Consider the following 15,686-nt stretch of genomic DNA (forward strand, 5'->3'; position numbering starts at 1 on the left):
TCGCAACCGAGCCGCTGCTCAAAGCCTACCGAGACATCGACCATGCAGGCGCCCTGAGCCTGCATGTTGCCGCAGCGATTTCCACACCGTACGGCCACCGTACCACACCACTGGATTATGATCTCATCGAAGCGCTGCGCGATCGCTAAGCCTCACCGCACGTCGATACACGATTTGTGAAGATTTATGAGGACGGCGTGCCGACCGGGGCGCGTACTGCTGCCATGCTCGCACCGTATGTGCCTCACCCCAGTTTTCCCGACGGCTACACGGGTGTGTTACACGTCGATGAATACACGTTAACGACTGACATCGCGCAATTAGAGAAACGTGGCTTTACCGTCAAACTGCATACGGCAGGGGACCGTTCGGTGCGCGTTGCTCTGAACGCGATTGAACGCGCCCACAAGATTTCGGGACGGGCGGATCTGCGCCATGAACTGGCACATGCGGGTTTTATTGATCCGCTAGACATCCCGCGGTTTCGTGCGTTAAACGTTGTGGCCGACTTATCCCCCTATATCTGGTATCCGTCTCCAATCAATGCAGCGATCGTGAATGCCGTTGGCGAACGCGCGCACCACTACTGGCCGATACGCGATCTGCTAGAGGCGGGAGCACCGCTGTTGGCTGGCTCTGACTGGCCGGCGGCGGTGGCCTCGATGGATCCGTGGATCGGCATTGAAGCTATGGTGACGCGCCAGGATCCGACACGGGCAACACCTGGAAGCGTGTGGTCAGAACAAGCGGTGAGTCTAGAGCAGGTGCTACCGATCTTCACGGTTGCAGGAGCCTATGCCCTCCGTCGTGACCACGTGACCGGATCACTGCGCGTGGGAAAGTCGGCAGATGTGATTGTCTTGGATCGCAACCTGTTCACCATTGACCTTCATGCCATTGCCAACACCGTGGTGGAGATGACACTGTTTGCCGGTCGTGTGGTCTACCAGTCGCATACGGACTGAGGGCGCAACGGCAACTCATTGATGAGATGGCTGAGCGCATCCTTACAACGCAGAACGTGAATACTCATCGAGCCCTTCTTTCTGTCAGCACTCCTCGAGCAGCGCAGGCTGTGCGGGCCATTACTCCACGATCCCTCACGAACACAGACCTGCGCTGGTCGGTCAGCGCGGCGGTAACAAGCGCAGGTCCTGGAAGCGCGTGAACCACTATTTGTGGCATGGTAATGTTGACAAGGCGTTAGAATGTGTGGGGTTGGTGTTGTTCGATCTTGACGTGCTGCGTCGTCGTTTCCTACCGGCGGCGAAACTCAATCGTGGCGTCACGGAGTTTGACACGTACATTCGCAACAACCGGAACTTTATCCCCAATTTCGGCGAACGTTATCGCCAGGGGGACACCATTAGTACCGCTTTTGTGGAATCCACGATTAATCAAGTCGTGAGCAAGCGGTTCGTGAAACGTCAGCAGATGCAGTGGACCCCCAAGGGGGAACACTTACTGTTACAAACGCGGACCAAAGTCTTGGCTGGCGATTTGGAAGGAGTATTCCGAGGTTGGTATCCGCAGTTTCGGTCCGTCTCTGTTGCCTCCCCGACCCCTCGATGCTCTCCATAAGGGCGAAGGCGTTCCGCCGTTTGCACGTGCGATCAGCATTTATCAATGGAGGTGTAGGTGATCGTGCTCCACAGTCTGCAACACCGGCAACACTTCCTGATTGAAGCGCTCATCGTCAAGCGTTACATGAAAGCAGTCCACACCAAGCTGATGAAACTCCAGCACGCCCTGCAGGATTGTCTGCGGACTGCCAATCAAGCGGCTGGCCAACCCTTCATTCGTATCCAGCCACGCGAGCGGGTCCTCGTCGTCCGCCCACATCCCCTGGGCACCACCGACCGACACTCTCCGACGCTGCCGCATCTGGTCATCAATCGAGTCCACCATCGCAGCAATCTCCGCTTCGGCTTCAGCATCCGTCGCGCGGCACAGGGGAATAGCATAGAGCACGAAGCGCACCTGGCGACCGGTCGTGGCTGTGTGCTGTCGTACCGTTTCAATAATCCGACGGATCTTGGCTGGCGGTCCGCAATTCAGAAACATCCAATCCGTGTGCTGCGCCGCCATAGTCATAGCGGCAGGGGATTGTCCGCCTTGAAACACCTCAAGCTGGCGCGTCACCGGTCGCGGTTCGAGTCGTAATCCGTCCACTTGATAGAAGCGGCCGCTGTAGGTGAATTCTTCCTGCGTCCAGGCTCCGAGCAGAATCTCAATGAATTCTGTTGAACGGGCATACCGTTCATCGTGTTCCAGGAGAGGCGCACCATACATACCAAATTCCGCGAGATGCCAACCGGAAGTGACGTTGATGGCCCAGCGGCCTCCGGTGAGCCGATCGATGGTCGCTCCCCATTTCGCGATCGGCCCGGGGAGTACAAAACCCGGATGGATGGCGGTCACCAAGCGGAGTCGCTCAGTATGCGCAGCGTAGAAAGCCGTCATGGCCATGCAGTCGTAGGTGGACCCTTCGATCTCTTGCCCGCTCCCCCACCAGCGCTGGCCATAGAGCAGATGGTCAATCCCCAACCGCTCTGCTTTCCGCACTAACCCGAGGAGTTGCTCTGTGAGGCGAGGACCAGAGACATTGTTCGTCACGACATCCAAGGAACGTTCAGGTTCTCTGAGGAGCTTTGGGACGGCGAGTGCTGTAGGTGACCACGTACAGGTCAGAATCCGTGACATTATGCCTCCTTTTCGCTCATCTCGGGCCTTCGCCACCAACGGATCGCTCATCGATGAGCCGACTTTTTGTGATCTCAATCACTTCCTCGGGCAGGTCGTTATACGAAAGAGTGGCCAGGAACCTGCCCATCTCTTGGGTAAGTCCACGCTGCAGCGTCTGCATAGGCATCCCTACCTTCCACGACCACTCTTCTTCCGGGTGCGATCTCCTACTCTGTATGTCTATCAATATTGTCCGGGACAAATTTTGAGGTCGAGCGATAAGGCGCGCAGAATTCCCTCTCCCACCGGGAGAGGGCAAGGGGGAGGGGACCAAATAAGGAATACCATTGTCTCTTCCCCTCATCCTGACCTTCTCCCGGTGGGAGAAGGAACCTCTTAGCATGCCTGCACAAGTTGTACCGAACAGTATTGGTGCGACTCTCAGCTGTCCACGCCACGGTTCACGCGAGTCCGAAAAACCGCACTGCCGCGTCGCCCATGAGGCCGTTGCGGGCTTCGGGTGTGTGCAGGCTCGCGGCGAGGTGTGCCAGATGCTCCATGTAGTTCCCGGGGTGGTCGGGATGAGGAAAATCCGATGCCCAGCCGAATTGAGACGGCCCAAAGTCTTCGATCGTTTTCGCCCATCCCTTCTCATCCGGATCACCGCTCACAAAGCACTGCTGGGCAAACACTTCCCGCGGGCGCAGGGTGCGCTTGACCCCGCGCTCGCCGACCTGGGTATCGAAGACGGCTTCCATCTTATCGAGTAAGGAGGACACCCACCCCGCCCCGCCTTCAAAGAAGCCGACACGCAGACGCGGGAACCGTGCGAACAGCCCGTACTGAAACATATCGACGAGGGCGATTTCCATCGCAACCCGGCCCCCCAGGACTGACATCAGAAATTGACCACCGTCATGCAGGATCTTAGGCTGGATGCGGCTGAAGGGGCGATACTCCCGGGTTTCCCCGGACACGTGAATGCAAATCGGGACATTGAGATCCTGAGCAGTGGCATAGAACGGATCCCATTCCGGATCCCCTAAGGGTAATTTCCGCACGTTAAAGGTCACGAGCATGGCGCCTTTCGCACCCGCCTTAACCGCGCTCTTGAGGTCTGCGGCCGCGACCTGCGGGTCACCCAGAAAGGCGTGCGCGACCGGCACCAACCGCCCGTGGCTCCCGGCGCAGAAGTCGATCACCCAGCGATTGTAGGCCCGGCACATGGCATGGGCCAATTCGATATCGGTGATGTGCGTGTTCCACAGCAGGCCAAGGGAAGGGAAGATCGCAGCATAGGCGAGCCCTTCCGCGTCCGAGCGGGCTAGCCGCGCCACGGGGTCATAACCAGCTCGATCCGCATCTCCCGGCCATTCCATCTTCATGTCCTCCATTTCCACCAGCGACCGCCCCATCCCCATGATCGATTGCACGCTCTTCAAGTCGTTGCCCCGCAAGAATTGCCCGTCGAGCTGCAGATGCAAGCCGTCGGCTGTGCGCCCGAATTGCAGCCCCCGCCCCTTGTACTTGGCTTCCATCAGCTCGCCGGCCCAGAGATCGGCCGGTTCCACGATGTGCCCGTCCGTATCCATGATCCCGTACTTCCCGGTATAGAGTTCCGTCGCTGTCGCTGTCATCGAACACCTTCCTTTCTATAGAAGATCGCGTAACCACGTGTTCTCGTCACTTCATGTTAGGCTACGATAGGTTATAAATGCGCGTGATATTGTCCCCTAAGATGAGCTGCTGATCACCGTGAGGAAGTGAGGAAATCGCGTGTTTGGTTTCCGCAACTGCGACCGGACTCGCGTCAAAATGGGGAAAGTCGGATGCCCAGATAAATTTGTCGGCGCCACAGTGCTTGACCATGTCCGGAATGGTGCTTTCATCCGGGTCAAACGAAATCCAGCACTGACGGTGGAAGTATTCGCTTGGATAGTGTTTCAATCCCGTCTTCCAACTCAAGAGCTTATGCTTGGCGTCCATGCGTTCCAGGAAATGCGCGATCCAGCCACCGCCGGTTTCCAACAGTAATACCTTCAAGTGCGGAAAACGATCAAACACCGCGCCCTGACACAAGGCCGCGAACGCGGCTTGCACGTCGAACATGACGACGCTGAAACGATAGCCGTGCAGTGGGCTTTGGACCGCCGTGACCGACTCGCTCATCTTCCACTGATGGCCCAGAAAGAACTCATTCAAGGAGACGTGGAACCCGATCGGCATGCCTGCATCCTGGAGCGCTGCCCAGAACGGGTCGTAGGCACGGTCCCAATAGGGAATCTGACTGGGTGGCGCAGCCCGCATAAATGCGCCTTTCACTCCGAGTTTGGCGACGCGTTGGACTTCCTTCACGCCTTCGTTGATGTCGAGTAACGAGATGTGTGCCACCGGGATGAGGCGCTTGGGGTCGGTATGACAAAAGTCGATGATCCAGTTGTTGTACGCACGAACGTAGGCTGCTGCTAACTCCGCCTCTTTGACTTCCACTTCCCACGCCAAGCCCAAGGAAGGAAACAACACGGCTGCGTCCAATCCTTCCTCATCCATCAGGCGTAACCGGGCGGTGGGCTCATAGGCGCCTTTGGGACCATCAAAGTAGCCGAAGGTCCCTGAGGTGGAGATCTGCTGATAGGGTTGACCGATCCCGCCGATCGCAGGTCCGACACCCCGGAGATTGACTGAGGGGCGACCGTCGATGAGGAAATATTCGACCCCGTTGGGATCTTTCTCCATGCGGATCGCCCGATCCTTGTATTTGTTCTCCAGGTACCGGGCCCACAGATCCGGTGCTTCGATAATATGACCATCGCCATCAATCACTTTCCCGTGCATCATCACTCAGCCCTCCTTTTTAGGTATAACGTTCAAATTGCCAGCTCCGAAGGGAACCGTTGGGTGGGCTCCCTTCGTGCATTGAGGTGCCGCTGGCAGATTACTTTCCTGGTCGCTGTGTCGTAGAGGAACTCGTAGTGATAGGCACCATCTTCCGCTCTTGCCGTTGCAGTATGGGCATAACCTCCATATTGCCCCTCCTTCCGGGTGAGATGGGTAACGGCGGGTCACTTCCCCGCTTATCCTTCCCTTTTTGCGCCTTTTGCCACGGAACGCAAGCGACATGGAGGGTAGGAAGCGATGACTATAGGGCGACGGCCAGTGGTCGGTGATCGAACTACTTTGATTGACAGCCCGCCCGGAGCGATATACACGCTGTTTTCCTAGGGCACGACGGCAACCGCTTGCACTTCAAGTCGCACGGCATCAGACACGAGGCGTGCCACCTGCACCGTCGCTGAGACGGGTGGGGCACTGGGCCAGAAGTCATTCCGCACCTCTTGGATGGCGAGGATGTCATCCATCGTGTGGACATAGACCGTTATTTGCACGACATCATCGAGCGTCGCTCCGGCCTCAGCGAGAATCGCCCGCAGCTGTTCAAAGATGCGTCTGGCCTGGGCTTTGGGGTCCCCTGGCGCGACGGTATTGCCTTGTTCATCGCGGGCCGTCATGCCAGTGGTGAAGATGAGATCATGACCGGCAGGAACACGAATCGCTTGCGACCACGGTCCGAACTGCCCTGGCCGCGACCAAAATGGTGTACTCAAGGCCTGCTTGGTGCTCATGGTGTTTACTCCTTGGTTGTCGAGCGGTCCTCCGTGTTGGTTGTCTGCATCTGTTCGCGCAACTGTGTCGTAGCTGCGTGATCAACCGCTAACGTCTCCTCTGCCTCACTCCCCGTGAATACCACCCCATACACCTCACGTGCCTGCGCCCGAGAGACCCAGCGTTCCATCACATCATGACGTACCTGTTCAGGGTCGCGTTCGGTCGGCAGACCGTAGCCACCACCGCCACAGTCACGCGAGCGAATACACTCGCCTGGGTGCAATTCTCCTGCATAGATATTCGGGAGGTGCATTTCGTTTCCACTCCGGTCAATCTTGATGGCAACCGCCTTGGAGCCAGACAGGCCACCGCGCACGCCTTTGGCCGGTGTCTCATAGCCTTCCATGGGAAAGGTGAACGTGACTGCGTCGCCTTTGGGGCCATATTGTACTTCGATGGCAGGAGCGCCGCGAAACGTGCCCGCTCCGCCACTGTCTTGCGCGAGTTTCTGCCAGTGCACGAGCAACGGGTACTTCTGTTCGGCGATTTCGATGCTATCGCGGTACAGCAGACCAGAAATCACGGCGATGCCATACGTCACCCACCCGTCGCACCGTGCTGAAGCCGGGCCACCATTATTGCCCAGCAGCATCTGATTGACATAGCGTGCGCCGTGACGACGAGAGTCTGCTCCTGAGATCACCGCATAGCCAGCATTTTGCGCAATCCCGCCCTCAGCCGTGCCCCACGCTGCACCGAGATCGGCGAACGCCGACTGCACTACACCGACCAAGCGATTGGCTGGGTTAGTCGTCGCTAACGAACACGAGTGCGGAAAGCGCGGAATGCCGACCACGCAACCTTCACGCAGGTGGACCTGCACACGACGAAAACTCCCCGCGTTATGAGGCACATCGGGATCCAGCACACTAAAAATCCCCTGCATGACCGCCGAGATCGATACTGACTGTGAGGCATTCGCTCCCCCGTCAACATTGTCGGGGTTGTCGCGCAGATCAACGTCAATCCGACCCTGTTCACTGTCGATGGTAATCACTGCTTTGAGTGGCAGCCCCTGCGGCAAGCCAGGAAACGGATCGTGTTTGCCGCTCCCAATGACCGTCCCACTCGGAAGCTGTTTAATAGCGTAGTGCATGCGCCGTTCAGCATAATCAAACCACTCCCGCACGAACCGCGTGATGGTGGCGAGACCGTATTTCCGCACGAGTTCCTTGACGCGCCGCTCGCCGACACGGGCTGCGCCCAGCATCGCGAGGTAGTCGCCATACCACTGGTCGGGTACGCGAATGCGCACGCGACACAGGCGAATGATATCGTCGATATCGTGATACTGCTGCTGGATGCGGACACAGGGAAAGACGAGTGCCCCCTCTTCATACACATCGCGCGCCGTCGGCATGTACGAGGTGGGCAAGGCGTTGCCGATGTCTGACAGATGCGCTTTGGCAACACTGGTAAAGACATGCTCACCCTCACAGAAGACTGGTACCAGAATCGTATGATCGGCTGGGTGGGAGTTACCCAGATAGGGATCGTTGTGCAGAAACGCGTCCCCTTCGCGCACATCAGCGTGGAGCGTGCTCATCGCTTCCGCTTGCAGATGGGAACCATAGATGTGGACTGGCAATCCTTCCGCCGCCGCCAGCAGTTCATGGGTACCAGTCACACTGGTGGTGATTGAGCACGAGAAATCCCGCGCGATGTTGATCGCCGCCGAACGACCAGCCCGGAGCAGCGTTTGCGTCATCTCGCGGACAATCGCCTCAAAACGATTGGCTAAGACCGCTAACAGTGTGGGATCGAGCGGTGCGTCTGCGGTGTGTGGCGGTTGCGTTGCAGTACTCATCGTGTGTGTCCTCTTGTTGCTCACGGATTCAGGGTAATGAGATAGTTGCCGAAGGCGGTGACCTGTGCCCGGCTCTGTGGATAGAGCACGATGGTTGTGGTTGGCTCCTCAATAATCGCTGGACCATTGACCTCGCTCCCCGGCGCTAAGGTTGAGCCCACATAGACAGCGACCGCACTGCGACCACGATCAGCAAAATATACGGCACGGTGTGCAGGGGCTGTCGGCTTCGGTGATGACAGGATCGACTGCGCGTGCGCAAGTGCTGGTCGCTTGAGCAGCCCAGTCAGACGGCCTTTCCAATGCAGACACTCGACTGCGGCCCCAGCGTCTTTGACGGCGAAGACGCGTTCATGGGTCCGATGGAAGCCCTCGACCAGCGCCGCCACATCGTCTGCTCCAGTAAACGTCCCGCGTGCCAGTGCCACTTCCAACTCCCAGACCTGGGTCGGGTAACGAGCTTCGACAAAGAAATCGCGGCGGCAGTCCGCAATCCCCCAGTGACGCAGATCAGTTTCGAGCGTGTCCATTTCCAGGCTCACAGATTGTAAGGCTGCATTGACCTGGTCATAGGCGAAATGAGTGGTCTCGGTCAGTTTGCTGATACTAAACTCAGCAACAATATCCGAGTACTGGGCGCCACACGCACTCAATGCTCCCGCCGTGCGCGGGATCAGCAACTGTCGACAGCCGAGTTCTTGCGCGATCGCTACCATGTTGAGTCCGGCGGCGCCACCACCAGCCACCACCAGGGTCTCACGGGGATCAACACCTTCGTTGATGGTGATTTCTTGGATGGCTTGGACCATCGCTTCACTCGCGATAGTGAGAATCGACTGGGCCGTCGCATCCAGGCTTTTGTCGAGCCGTATCGCGATCGTGTCTACCGCGCGGCGTGCCGCTTCAACCTCGAGCGGCATCCGCCCACCAAGAAAATACGCGGGATTGAGGTACCCGAGCACTAACGCCGCATCAGTGACGGTCGGACGAGCGCCGCCCTGACCGTAGCAGGAAGGCCCTGGATTCGACCCGGCACTTTCGGGACCGACGCGTAGCAGTCCACCCGCATCGATCCAGGCAATCGAACCACCGCCAGCGCCAATGCTGCGCACATCGACCGACGAGAGTCCGGTCATGTGCCCGATCCACTGACCCCCAAGCCAGGTTTCTCGTGTCGACTTGATCATGCCCTCACGCACCAGGCTGACATCGAAACTGGTGCCGCCCGTATCACAGGTAATGACATCGTGTTGTCCGAGTTCCGCGTGCGCGTACGCCAGCGCCACCACCGGCGCCAGCGCTGGACCAGAGCGCACGCTGTAAATCGGTCGTTCCGCTAATGACAACAAGCGCATCACGCCACCAGAAGAGGTCGCGCCGAGAATGTCCCCACTGAAGCCCGCCCGCCGGACATCCTCGGTCACCTCTTGCAGGTGGCGCTGCATGAGGGGTTTGAGCGAGGCATCAATGACGGTTGACGAGGCGCGCCGATACTCTCGAATAATGGGGTTGAGCTGCGAGGACAGGGAGTAGGGAACGCCAGGGAGTTCCTCTTCGATCAGCGTGGCTAACGCGGTTTCATGCACTGGGTTGACGATCGACCATAACAAACACACGCCAATCGCTTCGACCCGCTGGGTGCGGAGGTGGTGCAGGACACTGCGCGCGTGCATCTCATCGAGTGATATTAACACCTCGCCTTCGGCAGAGATCCGCTCGCGGATCTCATACGTCAGTCGGCGGGGGACGTATGGTTCAGGGTAGGGGGTGGTAAAGTCGTAGGCATTGAGTTTGCCACCTTCACGTAGCACGAGAATATCGGGGAAGCCCGCCGTAGTCAGGAACGCCGTCTTTGCCGTGCGTCCTTCAAGGACAGCGTTGGTTGCCGTTGTGGTGCCATAGATGAACATCTCGGCGTTCTGTAGCAGCGTGCGCACACTAGGTTCCCGCAGTTGTTCAGCGGCGACTGCCAGCCCGCGTTCCATGCCCTGGAAAATACGCTCCTTGGTCGTGAGGCCTTTGCCGATCGTTAAGCGTCCGGCATCATCTGCCACTACCACATCCGTAAACGTGCCACCCACGTCGATGGCAATGCGGTACCCCATGGTGCCTCCCTCTCGATGAGGTGAACAGGCCGCTCACCTCAGCAGTGTTTCTTTACGCTACGATGCCCAGGGCAGGAAGCTCCCCTTACGTACAGACGAGCGCTGAAACGATGGACGAGGCTCCACGTACCCTCAGGCGTTACTGTGAACACGGCGCCCACCTGTCGACGTCATTGCGTAGCAGACCGGTCTCGCTCGGCTACGCAGTATAGTCCCTACAAGTCGATGGGGAGTTGCAGGTGGTGCTGGTAGATGAAATCGCGGTGTTCCATCAAACGTGGTGGGACAGCGGCTTGGACGGATGCCTCGGTATTCGTGTACATGGCACGGTTGATCGGTCCCATTGGACACATATCTTCAGGCAGGGGCGTAATGAGAGTGGCAAAGGCCGCCCAATAGATATCAAGCGCTGAGAGCGTGCGGCCAATCAAATAGCGACTGCCGTTAGCGTGTTGGCGTTCGAGTTGTGTCCCCAGCGCCTGGAGAATCGCAATGACTCGGGTAGTTGCGGCTTGGCCGGCGTCCGGGCTGTAGCCATACTTGGCCCCGAAGTATTGGGCGAAGGCACGGTTTTCTGCAGGAATCCCTGGCGTTGACAACGTCTGATGGACGATCATCAAGCGGCGACACCAGCCAAAGCCATTTTCCCCACACAGCTCGTGAGCAAATCCAAATAACAGCATACGGTCAGTAATCTCCGCAGGGATCAAGGACGGAGCAGGAGCCAATCGTTCAGCCAGTGCCAGTTGCTGGTTCCAGGTCGACTTGGGAAACTCACCATTCCAGATCATCACTGGAACCGAGGCTTGGGCCGACCACTCGGCCAACGCTTTGTTTTCGGCGCCAATGTCGAACCGGACTAGCGTGAAGGGAATCTGCTTCACATAGCAGATCCCTTTGATGGCCTCGCCCCACGGGCCAGGGATGCCCGGCGCGACGACGAGGCGTAAGCCTGTTCGTTGTTTCGCTTCTTCCACGTCAATGTAGGTCGCCATGGTGTTCTCCTTATCTCTCAATCGTTGTTGTCACGCTGTTACACCGAGCACAGGCCTCACACGTGAGGGCGGAAAATAGCATGGCGCGAGCAGAACGACCACCTTACTCCTGCAACGAGAGCACGGACCCACTGCTGGGAGGAGACATCGTTTGTTCAGATCGCACTGGCTGTGCAGAAGTGGAAAGCTCCTGTTTCCGAGGTGTGGCCGAATCCTGCGCGTCCACCTTCGTCGGTGTCGGCGTTGGGGAATCGCTCGGCTCCTCGCCGGTAAACACCAGTCGACCAGCGCGTTCTTGCGCGGCAATCCGAGCACGCAACTCTGGTGTCAGTTCAATGCGTCTCTCGGCAGGGAACTTCCCATCTTCGAGGGCGGGCCGGAGAAAGAATTCCTGCGGCGACGCCACCTCCGCCTGACTTTTGAGGCTGGTGAGTCGCCACTCGCGTGGCAAGAAGCCCGGTGAGAAAAAGAGTTCTTGATCCGGCACAGACCACGGCTGCGTCACATTGGTATCAGAGAATAAATATGACAGCAGGTCCGCAGTGAGGTCCCAATCGACATGCGCCACACTACTGTACCCACGCGCGGCCAGGGCCGGATTCAACTGGGCGCCGAGACGGACACTGATAAAGACCAGTTTGCCATCAGGCCCATATTCTTCGATCCGCAGCGGGAAGAATGTCCGTTGATCCAACCAGTAGAGCAGGCGCGGGATATAGTAGTTTGGCAGCCAATCCGCCTTAGGCGTTGCTTCAACAACATAGGTCCGCACGCCACCTTCCGGCGTATACCAGGGATAGTCATCCCCCATGATTTTGACTGCCTGCGTCGGCACCTCGTGAAAACCTCCCGCTGCGGCGGCCAGCGTCATCGTGGGACGCGTGACTGGGAACCGCACCGTTCGTGTCAACACATCAGTGCCAATCACGCGCCAGTGAAACTCCCACGCATCTCTGCCCACATCGTCATCATAGGTAAACGGATAGCCCGGATACTTCACTTGTCGTTGCGGCGTGGGAAAGCGCCGGACCCGTCGTAACGCCGAGGAATAGCGAAACGTATCTTGCTTCTTGGTGAAGTGTTGATCGGTGCGATAGCGGACGTACAGCGTCTGGTTTCCGTACAGTTCGGGCGGGGCCAGATATTGCAGCAAGGCGTTGTAGGTATTGTGACCCGGTTGGGCGTAGAGGTGGCCAGCGATGCCATCCGCCACCTGATACGACACTGAGGTCACGCACTTCCCCCACGTCGGCATATACCCGTGAGCGTCAATCGAGCCGTACGTTTGCACGGTCGAGGACGTCCAGCGACGCCAGTAGCCAAACTCCATCGACCGTAAGCCCATCTCCTCGGCTGTATATGGTGCCGTAAAGGGAAAGCGTTCCGCAGGTAGATAGGGAAACTCCGGGTGCCGTGGCGTGTCGGCAGAGAAATCGATCGCCGCACGTTCTTCAGCCGTGAGTTCAGCCACAGTTTTCCACGTACGCCTTTCCGCGTCTTCGTGTTCCGCGTAGACCGCTCGCCCTGAAACGATGGCTAGCAACGTCAGAACAACAGCCAGGATCAGTGTCCGGTGCGTACCAGTCCATCCTTCAGCACGAAGGAAAGAAATCGTCATAGAGATCATCCAGATTCCCTCGACACGTAGTGACTCTCCTGGGTCGTGTCACTGACGGTTACCGCAGGTCGGGGGCGCTCAACGCACTCCCCTCTCGCACCACTGCGACCCGCCCAGAAGGTGTCCTTACGACATATAGACCCTGAGACTGCCAGTCAAGCTGACAACGGACGAGTCAGATGGTTGAGACCTGCGCCGCGCAGCCTCCCGTAACGTCCCGACAAGGCGTTCAGGCGAAAATCGGATACACAATACATCTATAGGTCTCCTAAATGAAATCTGCCGTGTGACTACTCTCCATGCTTGGACAGGCTCAGCATGAACGGACAAACCTCAACGCGTGCAAGCTCGCACCCGTACACCCTGAGCTTGTCGAAGGGTGGTGTAGAGCTCTCGTGTCTCCATTTCAACTAGGATGCCTATATGTAACCTGATGTGTCATTGCTCTTCCTTCGCCTTTTCATCTACCAAATAGGCGCCCAAATGAGATATGAGCTGGCTTCGTTCAGGGACTGCGAATCAGAAAACGGGAGGCCGCAATGGCATTGGGCACGTCAGGCGTCCCGTAGACTTCCACCGCCGGCGCCACTTCCATCAACGACAAGGTAAGAGCGAGCAGGCGCTGCTCAGGTAGCGGCAGATCCACCAGACGAAACCGCGTCAGGTGCGTAACAATAGCCTCCATCGAAAGCAGCATGGCGTCGTAGAAAATCTGGAGTTCCTCCATGGACGAGGTTAAGCGCTTGTGGTTCCGCTCTTGTTCACTGCCAAGCGCCCAGTCGCTCACAAAGCGTTCCAACTCGGCGAACCCTTCGGGTAACTGCAACCCTCCTGCGTCTGCGCCCATCTTAGGCTCCTCTCCGATTGTCGGACGCTTCCCCTTCTACATAGGTCGCGATCACGTTGTGATGATGCGTCACCAACCGCTCTAACTCAGACGACACGACCATATGCGTCAGCGCGCCAGACCGATGCGCGGCATGGGTGCTTTCGATCGTGCTCAGGTCTTCACGAATGGTGTCACGCATCGTGACCTTGGAGTATTCTTGGGCGATTCTGATCGCAGGATTGTCCACTTTTTGCAGATAATAACTGACAGTCCAGTCGGTGTGGTCGACCGAGACCGGCCAGAAGTCATGACAGAGCACCCATCCGTCACCAAGGAACAGATGAAAATTGGGAAAGATGAGAAACTCGTCGAAGATCCAGTTCGCCTGGCGATCCGGGTTCAATCCTGGTGGGCGTTGCTGGCTTGCTGTCGTTGCGTCACTGTGCAGAAAGGCTAACGCCCCAGCCTTGAAGGCCCACCCTTCGGCTGGCAGGGGCTCATGGTGGAGGTCGAGATAAAAAGTGAGATTGCCATGCCGCCCCAAGGTGCGGAGCCCGGCTTTCACTGGCCCTTTTCGATAATCGGGTATCGAGCGGCGGTGGACAGTTTGCACGTGGTAGGCCTCGACGAACGCATCCTGAAACGTTTTCCAATTGGAGGTAATGTCTGCTGTCCACTGTCCGGCCAGCTCCATCTGTTCGAACGGAAATCCACTGACCCGCGCTGCCACTTCGCCGAGGTAGTCCCTGAGCGATTCTTGCGGCGTAGGGTCGACGTTAATAAAGATAAACCCTTCCCACACATCCAGCGCTACCGGCACAAGACCGAGTTGCTCTTTACTCAGGGCGCCAAAATCCTGTTCCTGCGGCACATGCACTAATCGGCCCACGGTGTCATAGGTCCAGCCGTGGAAGCCACAGAAAAAACTCTTCGCCGAGCCCAGACAGGTCTTCTCCAGTCGGTTGCCGCGATGGCGGCAGATGTTGTGAAAGGCGCGCAGGATGCCATCCTCACCTCGCACGATGAGGAATGAGGAACGCAAGATTGCCAAGTCGCGGACTAGATAATCTCCGGGGCGAGGAAGCTCTTCCACGCGACCAACCTTGAGCCAGACATGTTTGAAGATCGCTTCCCGCTCACGTTCAAAGTAGTCTGCGGAGATGTTCGGCTCGATGGGGATGAGGTTAACGCTCTGAGACGACTGCCTGGATGGTCGACTGGTTTTTCCTTCTGGCATGGCGATGCTCCTTTTTTTCCAAGCGCTTCAGGCATGTGCGAGCAAACTGGCGCTCACGTTTGCTACTGATGTCCTTGCGTAGCCTTTCTTTACTGCACGCAACAGCGCGCGGTAAGGTCCCCCGCTCACGTGCACGCGTTCACCGACGATTCGATACACTGTTACGCGTTATTTGCGTAATCAAAAATCAAGAAGCAGCTGTTGTGTTCTGTGAATCAGGCAGCGAAGGCCTCCTTTACGCGCAATGGGCTGCCGCCGCAGGGCAACCGTCCTTCTCGCCTTCGGCGACGCGAGCGGACCTCGAGGCGAACGGCTGCTTCATCGCGACGCCGGAGCGCGCCTGCGAAATCGTCGAGCGCTTTGTCGAGGAGAATGCACTCACGCGTCTCTTCTCGTGGACCATTCCCCCCGGGCTCCCCTCATAAGGGTAGGTTTTTCATCCACGCCACAATTGGCGCAGATTTCCTATCGCTGGGTTCCGCGTGTTCGTCATGCCCGCGTAGGCGGGCATCCAGGAGCTTCACGGAAAACGCGCTTCAAGTGCAGGGAAACCCGAGGAGTTGGGCGAGGTAGGACAGGTGCCAGCCTGGGCGTTTGCGCTTAACTTTGAGCGAACCTTTGCCGGGGTCCCCGCGTAAGAGCGAGACGGCCAAGCGGTTGAGGAACGCCCGGTTCTCCGCCGTCGTGCGATCATAGACCCGGCGGGCATCTTCGCGAAACACGACATCTAACACCCAGTGCAGG

At 57.9% G+C, this 15,686-nt stretch carries 12 protein-coding genes; 2 read left to right on the forward strand and 10 right to left on the reverse strand.

The genetic code is table 11. The features are described 5' to 3' along the window. Nucleotides 1-197 precede the first annotated feature (197 nt). Both FJ147_21655 and FJ147_21660 read left to right on the forward strand, forming a co-directional pair. On the forward strand, nucleotides 198-965 hold the full coding sequence (locus FJ147_21655) for an amidohydrolase family protein (protein MBM4258489.1): 768 nt from the start codon (nucleotides 198-200) through the stop codon (nucleotides 963-965). Between the two features lie 199 nt (nucleotides 966-1,164). Next, nucleotides 1,165-1,581: a hypothetical protein gene (locus tag FJ147_21660; GenBank protein ID MBM4258490.1), complete on the forward strand. Its 417-nt coding sequence runs from the start codon at nucleotides 1,165-1,167 to the stop codon at nucleotides 1,579-1,581. A 42-nt stretch (nucleotides 1,582-1,623) separates the two neighbouring features. Here FJ147_21660 and FJ147_21665 read toward each other — a convergent pair whose 3' ends face one another. From FJ147_21665 to FJ147_21710, 10 genes are all read right to left on the reverse strand, one after another. Further along, nucleotides 1,624-2,754: an LLM class flavin-dependent oxidoreductase gene (locus FJ147_21665; protein ID MBM4258491.1), complete on the reverse strand. Its 1,131-nt coding sequence runs from the start codon at nucleotides 2,752-2,754 to the stop codon at nucleotides 1,624-1,626. 392 nt (nucleotides 2,755-3,146) lie between these two features. Then, nucleotides 3,147-4,322 (reverse strand): amidohydrolase, encoded by a 1,176-nt coding sequence (locus FJ147_21670; protein MBM4258492.1) that lies wholly within the window; start codon nucleotides 4,320-4,322, stop codon nucleotides 3,147-3,149. A 61-nt stretch (nucleotides 4,323-4,383) separates the two neighbouring features. Beyond that, complete coding sequence (locus tag FJ147_21675; GenBank protein ID MBM4258493.1) at nucleotides 4,384-5,523, reverse strand: amidohydrolase; 1,140 nt, start codon at nucleotides 5,521-5,523, stop codon at nucleotides 4,384-4,386. Nucleotides 5,524-5,903: 380 nt separating this feature from the next. Continuing rightward, entirely contained in the window at nucleotides 5,904-6,308 is a 405-nt protein-coding gene (locus tag FJ147_21680) for a RidA family protein (GenBank protein ID MBM4258494.1), read from the reverse strand. 5 nt (nucleotides 6,309-6,313) lie between these two features. Next, complete coding sequence (locus FJ147_21685) at nucleotides 6,314-8,158, reverse strand: hydantoinase B/oxoprolinase family protein (GenBank protein MBM4258495.1); 1,845 nt, start codon at nucleotides 8,156-8,158, stop codon at nucleotides 6,314-6,316. Nucleotides 8,159-8,178: 20 nt separating this feature from the next. Further along, nucleotides 8,179-10,263, reverse strand: coding sequence for a hydantoinase/oxoprolinase family protein (locus tag FJ147_21690; GenBank protein ID MBM4258496.1), 2,085 nt, complete (start codon nucleotides 10,261-10,263; stop codon nucleotides 8,179-8,181). A 215-nt stretch (nucleotides 10,264-10,478) separates the two neighbouring features. Next, complete coding sequence (locus FJ147_21695; GenBank protein MBM4258497.1) at nucleotides 10,479-11,258, reverse strand: hypothetical protein; 780 nt, start codon at nucleotides 11,256-11,258, stop codon at nucleotides 10,479-10,481. Nucleotides 11,259-11,361: 103 nt separating this feature from the next. After that, nucleotides 11,362-12,885 (reverse strand): DUF1329 domain-containing protein, encoded by a 1,524-nt coding sequence (locus tag FJ147_21700; protein ID MBM4258498.1) that lies wholly within the window; start codon nucleotides 12,883-12,885, stop codon nucleotides 11,362-11,364. A 496-nt stretch (nucleotides 12,886-13,381) separates the two neighbouring features. Further along, a complete protein-coding gene (locus tag FJ147_21705; GenBank protein MBM4258499.1) occupies nucleotides 13,382-13,723 on the reverse strand; it encodes a hypothetical protein in 342 nt (113 codons plus the stop codon). A 1-nt stretch (nucleotide 13,724) separates the two neighbouring features. Next, entirely contained in the window at nucleotides 13,725-14,942 is a 1,218-nt protein-coding gene (locus tag FJ147_21710; GenBank protein MBM4258500.1) for an aromatic ring-hydroxylating dioxygenase subunit alpha, read from the reverse strand. Nucleotides 14,943-15,686: the final 744 nt, after the last annotated feature.

The organism is Deltaproteobacteria bacterium, assembly GCA_016874775.1.
Taxonomy (GTDB): Bacteria; Desulfobacterota; Binatia; order Bin18; family Bin18; genus VGTJ01.